This is a genomic window from Arenibacter sp. F20364 (assembly GCF_023015905.1).
Taxonomy (GTDB): domain Bacteria; phylum Bacteroidota; class Bacteroidia; order Flavobacteriales; family Flavobacteriaceae; genus Arenibacter.
Window position 1 is genome coordinate 1 of the sequence record NZ_JALKBD010000065.1, and the last position, 7,155, is coordinate 7,155.

General features: G+C 39.0%; 8 protein-coding genes. 3 read left to right on the plus strand and 5 right to left on the minus strand.

Annotated features, from left to right (window positions below; translation table 11 throughout):
* Both MWU84_RS23300 and MWU84_RS23305 read right to left on the minus strand, forming a co-directional pair.
* Positions 1–452 (minus strand): carboxymuconolactone decarboxylase family protein (locus MWU84_RS23300; protein ID WP_246906387.1); only part of this gene is annotated, 452 nt, incomplete at its 3' end.
* A gap of 233 nt (positions 453–685) precedes the next feature.
* The gene (locus MWU84_RS23305) at positions 686–1,423 is read right to left on the minus strand and encodes a cysteine hydrolase (RefSeq protein WP_246906388.1); all 738 of its coding nucleotides are present in this window, start codon (positions 1,421–1,423) and stop codon (positions 686–688) included.
* A gap of 402 nt (positions 1,424–1,825) precedes the next feature.
* On the opposite strand from MWU84_RS23305, the gene MWU84_RS23310 reads away from it, so the two are divergent.
* From MWU84_RS23310 to gap, 3 genes are all read left to right on the plus strand, one after another.
* Complete coding sequence (locus MWU84_RS23310; RefSeq protein WP_246906389.1) at positions 1,826–2,356, plus strand: sigma-70 family RNA polymerase sigma factor; 531 nt, start codon at positions 1,826–1,828, stop codon at positions 2,354–2,356.
* Positions 2,357–2,417: 61 nt separating this feature from the next.
* Entirely contained in the window at positions 2,418–3,299 is an 882-nt protein-coding gene (locus MWU84_RS23315; RefSeq protein WP_246906390.1) for a PhzF family phenazine biosynthesis protein, read from the plus strand.
* A 395-nt stretch (positions 3,300–3,694) separates the two neighbouring features.
* Positions 3,695–4,684, plus strand: a complete 990-nt coding sequence (gene gap / locus MWU84_RS23320) for a type I glyceraldehyde-3-phosphate dehydrogenase (RefSeq protein WP_246906391.1) — start codon at positions 3,695–3,697, stop codon at positions 4,682–4,684.
* Between the two features lie 849 nt (positions 4,685–5,533).
* On the opposite strand, the gene MWU84_RS23325 is transcribed toward gap, so the two are convergent.
* The 3 genes from MWU84_RS23325 to MWU84_RS23335 all read right to left on the minus strand — a co-directional run.
* Positions 5,534–6,031 carry a YHS domain-containing (seleno)protein gene (locus MWU84_RS23325; RefSeq protein WP_246906392.1) on the minus strand — a complete coding sequence of 166 codons (498 nt, stop codon included), beginning with the start codon at positions 6,029–6,031 and terminating at the stop codon, positions 5,534–5,536.
* Positions 6,032–6,215: 184 nt separating this feature from the next.
* Positions 6,216–6,629, minus strand: a complete 414-nt coding sequence (locus MWU84_RS23330; RefSeq protein ID WP_246906393.1) for a nuclear transport factor 2 family protein — start codon at positions 6,627–6,629, stop codon at positions 6,216–6,218.
* 130 nt (positions 6,630–6,759) lie between these two features.
* Positions 6,760–7,155 (minus strand): sigma-70 family RNA polymerase sigma factor (locus tag MWU84_RS23335; protein ID WP_246906394.1); only part of this gene is annotated, 396 nt, incomplete at its 5' end.

Consider the following 7,155-nt stretch of genomic DNA (forward strand, 5'->3'; position numbering starts at 1 on the left):
ACAATTTCTCCGATGGCACCATCAGTATACCCGGCCAACTTAATAGCTTCAACATCCGAATTACTTACCCTTCCACCTTTTTGTACCAAGGACTTAGCAAAGATCAGTGCAGCCTCTACTTTGGGATCGTTATTTTTACCTTCCCTAGCCAGCTGCAAAGAATCCGTATCTATATTGGCCAATTTCTCACCAATAAAGGAGTGGGCAGATAAACAGTAGTTACAGGCATTGTCCTCAGCTACGGCCAAAGCGATCAGCTCTCCCAATTTTCCGCCCAAAGTTCCTTTGCCCAATGCATCCCCGAGATTTAAATATCCTTCCAATACAGCGGAAGAATTGCCCATAGTTCTCATCATATTGGGAACCATTCCCAATTTGGCTTGTATGCCATCAAATAATTCTTTAGATCTACCAGTTGCTTCCTGTGGATCAAGTGCTTTTAAACGTGTCATAATTTTTAATTTTAAGTTATATGTCATTATTGACTTTACAAAGGTCCGTTGATATACCTTGTGAAAAAATGGACTATTCACGCAAGTAGATGGACATTTTTCCCTAGTCGTAACAAGTGAATTTCTTTGGGTTCAACATCCTTTTTGAACCGGAAAGCCAAATACAAAAAAAGGGGCCAGATACCTAAATATCCAACCCCCTAAACACAATCAACCTAATATTTTATATGGCCTTACTTTTTCATCATATGATTACCAAGTTCTTTAACGAGTTCTTGGGTTGTGAAAACCTTGCTTGAAACCATTTTGTAATTGGTTTGGGCAGCCTGATTTCCGTCCAGACCAGGTAATTTGGCCGATGCCGTTGCATCACCAACTACAGCAACCTCAAATCCGGCTTCAATAAGATCCCTCATATGGGATTCGGCACAAAGATTACCGGACATACCGGCCAAAATCACTTTGTCTATTTTTTGCTTTCTCAATTGAAGTGCTAGATCATTGGACTCCGGACCAAATACCTTATGTGGACTTGTAACAACCACTCTGTCCTTTTTGATATACTTTTTATATCTGGGCAACCAATCCGCTCCAGATCCTTCGAACCCTTTAACGTTTAGCTGATCCCCGCGATCGAACATGGAAATATTGTGCATCAATTTTTCCAAGGTACCCTCGAACTTCCATACGTGGTCGTGCTCATAATAGTAATGTGGGGAAACAAAAACGGGGATATCGTGTTTTTCCCCCAACTTGAAAATCGTTTCCAAATTTTCAATGGTATTGTTCTCCTTAACACTTTCTCCCACGGCTCCCCAAGCCACTCCCTGAGGGCTCAAAAAATCGTTCTGTGGATCAGTGATCACTATTGCCGTATTCCCGTCTATTACAAATCCAGGCTCTGGCAATTGGGCAAATAAACTGCTGATTCCAGCAGTAAATACTACTAATGTTCTAAATAAATTTTTCATTGTTTTATTAAATTAAAATGTTAGACTTTATTCTATGGAACAAAGTTGCGACGATATAGTTGGCTAGAAAATGGACTATCCACGCAAGTGAATGGACATTTTTTCCTAAACCCGGAATTTTCTAAGAAGTAATAGGCTTTTTGCAAAGGACATTTTAATGAGGTTTAGAAATTTAATGCAAATAGCCATTGAGGCTTGACCTTATTATACTTCAAATCAATTTCCAATGTAAAATTGTGCATAGAAATGTTAGGTATAACCCAAAATCGACACTAAGGAAATGGATTGGAACACCATATTTAAACCATATCGGTACAATTAGATAAAGAGGCCATCCTCCTTAATTTTAAAGCACAGCATACGCCAGATACATATGTTATAGGCAAATAGAGAAATAGAAATATGAAAGCTGAAATAAATACCATTTGGATTGACCTAAATGAAGAACTTTATAAGTTCATTTTAAGCAAAGTAAAAGATGAACAAATCTCAAAAGATATTCGTCAAGAAGTTTTCTTAAAAGTTCAAACCAAAATCCATCAATTGAACCATACCTCTAAATTCACCTCTTGGGTTTACCAAATTACCAGAAACACCATTATTGACCATTTCAGAAAAGTAAACGATAAAAAAATATCAGTAAATGCTTTAGATATTCCAGAAGTAGATATCGAAAATTTTGAGTACTCAAAACTAACCAACTGTATCAATCAGAAAATAGAAAACCTTTCTTCACTACATAAGGAAGCCATTCTTTTAACCGCCTTTAAGGACTATTCTCAAAAAGAACTGGCAGAATATTTAAAAATATCATATTCCGGGACAAAATCAAGAGTTCAAAAAGCCAAAGAGATTTTAAAAAAAAGCATTTTGGATTGTCCAAATGTTGAATCGGATAGAACAGGTAAATTACTGGATTACATAAATAATTAAAATTAACTACGTCTTTTTCCAAATAGTAACGTCCAACTTATACAACATAAAAAAAATAGAAATGGATAGTTCAAAAAAAACAGTTATAGTACAAATCCTTAACGCTTTTGCAGAAAACGGAAAAGGCGGAAATCCAGCAGGTGTTGTTTTAAACGCAGATGCCTTATCCAATAAAAGCAAGCTTGAAATTGCTAAAAAAGTAGGATTATCAGAAACCGCTTTTGTTTCACAGTCCAAAACTGAAGACTTTAAATTGGACTTCTTTACACCCAAAAAACAAATAGCACATTGTGGACACGCTACAGTAGCCACATTTTCATATTTAAAACAAATAGGCACTCTAAAAAATGACAGTTCTTCAAAAGAAACCATAGATGGAAAACGGAAAATAGAAATAATTGGAGATCTAGCATTTATGGAACAATTGGCTCCTAAATATACAGACCTAAGCCATAAGGAAACTTTAATTCTAAAATCCTTAGGACTAGAAAAAAACGACCTTTTACCAAAGGCTCCAATTCAAATAGTAAATACGGGAAATTCATTTATACTCGTTCCTATTAAAAACAATGAAATTTTAAAGAAATTAACCCCTGATTTTGACTTGATAAGCGAAATCAGTGATGAATTCGATTTAATTGGCTATTACGCGTTCTCTACTGATACGGAATATGACGCTACTACAAGGATGTTTGGCCCACGTTACGGAATATTGGAAGAATCGGGAACAGGAATGGCCGCTGGACCGCTTGGATGTTATTTATTTGACATTTTGAAGATGAAGCAAAGAAGTTTTCAAATTCAACAAGGAAAATATATGAAAGAACCTTCTCAAAGTTTGATAAGCGTTAAACTACGAATTGAAAATGGAGAAATAAAAAGTTTAATGGCTGGTGGAAAAGGAATACTAAATAGACAAATGGCAATTGAAATAGATATATAAAAACCTGGATTTTTTGTTATTACCCCAATGGTGAAGTTGCTAGTGTCCCCATTTGGATCCAATAAGAGCGAGGCCATTGTGAAAAATGGAAGTAGGTAGAATACCTTTCCGAAAACTCAAAGCATTATAGTTTCTCATGGCTTACCCTTGAAGGACATGTGTAAAATATAGAGAGGCCAGAGTAGAATATAAAAATATAAAGTAGATAACTGCTTCAAGTGTGCCGGACTTTATGTCCAAAGTGGTGAGGGCATTTTTATTCGAGATCAAGGCAATTGACTTAAAGTGCACTCAATACCTTGTTCAAAGGTATGCTTCCGAAGATATTCACCAGGTTGCAGTACTGCGCCGAACACGCAAAAAAGAATTGGAATACAAACTAAATAAATATAAAAATGAAAAAAGTAGCTATTAACGGGATGGGCCGAATTGGTAGGGCCTCCCTCAAAGTAATCTTGGACTCTAAAGATTTCGCCCTAGTGGCAGTAAACGACATTCTACCTATAGAAAACCTTGCCTATCTGCTCAGGTATGATACCACTTATGGCCCCTATAAGAGAGAGGTTTCGTTCTCTGAAGATTCCTTAATAGTGGATGGTCAAAAGATTCGCTATCACAGTGAGCGGAATCCCAAGGACCTTCCGTGGAAGGAATACGATATAGACGTAGTCATTGAAAGCACAGGTGTTTTTACACAATCGGAAGATGCTGCATTGCATTTGCAGGCCGGAGCTGGGACCGTTGTGATTTCGGCACCTACCAAAAGCCAGGACGCTCCTACCGTCGTGCACGGTGTGAATTCTTCAGGAGGGGAATCCAACATTTTTTCATGCGCCAGCTGTACCACAAACAACATCAGTCCTATTGTTGAAATACTGGGACGTACAGTAGGCATCCAAAAGGCCATAATGACAACCATTCATGCCTATACGGCCTCTCAAAGTCTTATGGACAGTGCATCACCAAAAAATCTCCGGATGGGAAGAGCTGCGGCCGATAATTTGGTACCCACCAGTACGGGTGCAGCTATTGCCACTACCAAGGCTCTTCCTGAATTTGTTGGCAAGTTTGATGGAGTTGCAGTGCGGGTTCCTGTAAAGGTAGGTTCCATATCCGATATGACCTTCGTTACAAAACGCCCAGTAAGCACTGAGGAAATTAATGAAATCCTGGAATTGGAAGCTCGTGGAGAGCGTTATCACGAAGTGCTGTCCACTACCCGGGAAGCTCTGGTATCATCGGATATCATAGGTAGTCCTTATGCAGCTATAGTGGACCTTAATATGACCAGGGTCGTGGATGGTGACCTTTTAAAGGTCATGGCATGGTATGACAATGAATGGGGATTTACCCATCAGATGATTCGACTGATCCGAGATCTTTAGTCAATAATCAAGGAATCTACATATCGTCAGTCACCTCCTCTTCTTAGGACAGAGATCTATAGTAAACTACCTCGGGGCAGGCCTGTCTACCGACAAAGGCAGGCCCCCAAGGGTTTGATAGGAACCTTATTTTGGATTTTAAAGTCTGCCTGAACAGAACGGGCAAGCAAGCGTTGGAGCACCTGCCTGTCGTAGGCAGGCTAAAATCTCGATTATGGAGTTAAATTTTGGGGCGTTGTGAGGTTGCACTACCCTACTAATGAAGTATAAAAGAGAAGTGCCGGTAGACGTTCAATCACAAGCCTGATATCATAAAAAGATCAGAACAAGAAAACTTCGTCTTATTGAACCTATAAAACATCGGTATTACTGGAGAATATATAGCTCTGGAATACGCTCCCAGCATGGATTAAAGCCAATCATTATTGATTGGCTTTTATTTTGGAATACTCATCAAAGGGACTGTAATTGATTACGTACTAGTATTTCGATCTAATTTCTTTACTCTTGCCCGGAAATTTTACTGCAATAATTCTCTGTCATTATATTCCTTTGAGCACAGCCACAATTGTCCAATACTGTTGCCAATATGGCAAACCCTTGTAAATAGGGTCATCTGTAAAAAATATGGCTGGCGATCACGACATGAAAAAAGAGAATTGTTCCCAAATATCCATAAATCACAAGGCTACCTACTGTTTGGCAGCCTTGTGATTTATGGCATGGGTTTCGGAGTATTATAAGAGTTCGTAATACAAAGGAAAGAGCCGCTTTACTGGATCTGATCGGAGAGAGGAGTTGTGAAGTCAGTTGAAGCGGCTCTTGCAGTATTTTATAATTTAATAATCATCAAGGAGTAAAAGTTTTAAACTTCGCCATGCTTCGCCAATTCTTATTGGCTTGGGCAATGTGCTTCCCCTTGCCTTCTTTTTCCCAAACCTTTACAAAGTCCCCTTCCACGTTAACGGTAAACATATAGAGCTTTCCATCAACAATGCGGAAACTTTTGGGTTCCGGTCGAAATTTCCCTCCCAGAGAAACTGCGAAAGCACACCAGCCACCATATTGTGGTTTATACTTAGCTGGGTTCGCCTTAAACATCTCCAACTGCCGTTTGTTAACAAAATAATAGGTAAGCCCATCATGGGTGGCCTTGTACTCTTTCTTTCCCAATTGCGCCTTACCATCGTCAATATAGGATACCGAGCTGTAGCCATTAAGGGCAATCATACTATCATCTGTGCTGTAGCTATGTGACTGAGCAACTAGCGATCCCATCCCTAGGAAAAGGAAACAAGTTAAGATGTAAAGGCTCTTTATACTTTTAGTGAAAATTGTTGCATTCATAATCATTTGTCTTTAAAATTTGTTATTAATATTTATTGATTCAATTCAAAATTAGGGTCATGGAACAAGGGGTATTTTGGTAATCTTTGCAGGATGTCTGAAAATTGCTTTTCCCGTTCGGCAACTAAACTTTTTAGGAGTCTTACCTTCCTGTAGAACCAACTATACCCATGACGACGAAAACTTACAAATGACGCTCGTTTTCGCTTATAGGCATATCATTGATACTTGCGTAACGCTTTCGCATCAGTCCATTTTCATTAAATTCCCAATTCTCATTCCCGTAAGCCCTAAACCATTGGCCGGATTTATTTCGATACTCATACTCAAACCGCACGGCGATTCTATTATCGGAATGTGTCCAATAGTCTTTTTTAAGTTGATAATCCAGCTCATTTTGCCATTTATCGGCTAGGAATTTCTGAATTTCGGCACGCCCAGTAATAAATTGTGAACGGTTTCGCCATTCGCTGTCAACCGTATAGGCCAAGGAAACTGCAATGGGGTCCTGGCTGTTCCAGGCATCTTCCGCCAATTTTATTTTTATTTTGGCCGATTCCTCCGTAAAAGGAGGTATAGGCAATTTTTGGTCACTCATAATTCTGTATTTTTTGTTCCGTATTTTCCCGATATTTATTTCTATACTGCCTATATAAGTCTAAGCAGACTATGCCCAACCGGCAAAAGATCAATTGCATGTCTAGCCAATAATGTTTCATGGAATGAATTTAAGCAACGTCATACCAATTACTGTTGAGGTAATGTCTTATTTTCTTACGTGCGCGGCTCAATGCCACCCAACTATTCACCTCGGTGATACCTAGAGTACTGCAAATCTCCTTGGTGCTGCAACCATTAATTTTCATCTTAAGAACTTTTCGTTCCTGTTTGCACAATAACTCAAGGCCCGAATTCAGCACTGTATCCAACTCACTCGCATAAAGCAATTTCATTACATCATTGTCGTCTCGGCTGTTGTAGGAACCTTCCAAGCCTTGCCAGGACGGGTAATCGGAAAGGCGTATGGCTGTATGCCAAAGTTTACCCTGTTGAGTATTTACTTTACGGTAATGGTCCGTAATCTTATTCTTCAAAATTGCGGTAAGCCATACACGTTCACTAGA

Coding starts and splice junctions, on each gene's coding strand:
- MWU84_RS23305 (WP_246906388.1), bottom strand. CDS start 1,423: ATGAAAAATTTATTTAGAACATTAGTAGTATTTACTGCTGGAATCAGC.
- MWU84_RS23310 (WP_246906389.1), top strand. CDS start 1,826: ATGAAAGCTGAAATAAATACCATTTGGATTGACCTAAATGAAGAACTT.
- MWU84_RS23315 (WP_246906390.1), top strand. CDS start 2,418: ATGGATAGTTCAAAAAAAACAGTTATAGTACAAATCCTTAACGCTTTT.
- gap (WP_246906391.1), top strand. CDS start 3,695: ATGAAAAAAGTAGCTATTAACGGGATGGGCCGAATTGGTAGGGCCTCC.
- MWU84_RS23325 (WP_246906392.1), bottom strand. CDS start 6,031: ATGAATGCAACAATTTTCACTAAAAGTATAAAGAGCCTTTACATCTTA.
- MWU84_RS23330 (WP_246906393.1), bottom strand. CDS start 6,629: ATGAGTGACCAAAAATTGCCTATACCTCCTTTTACGGAGGAATCGGCC.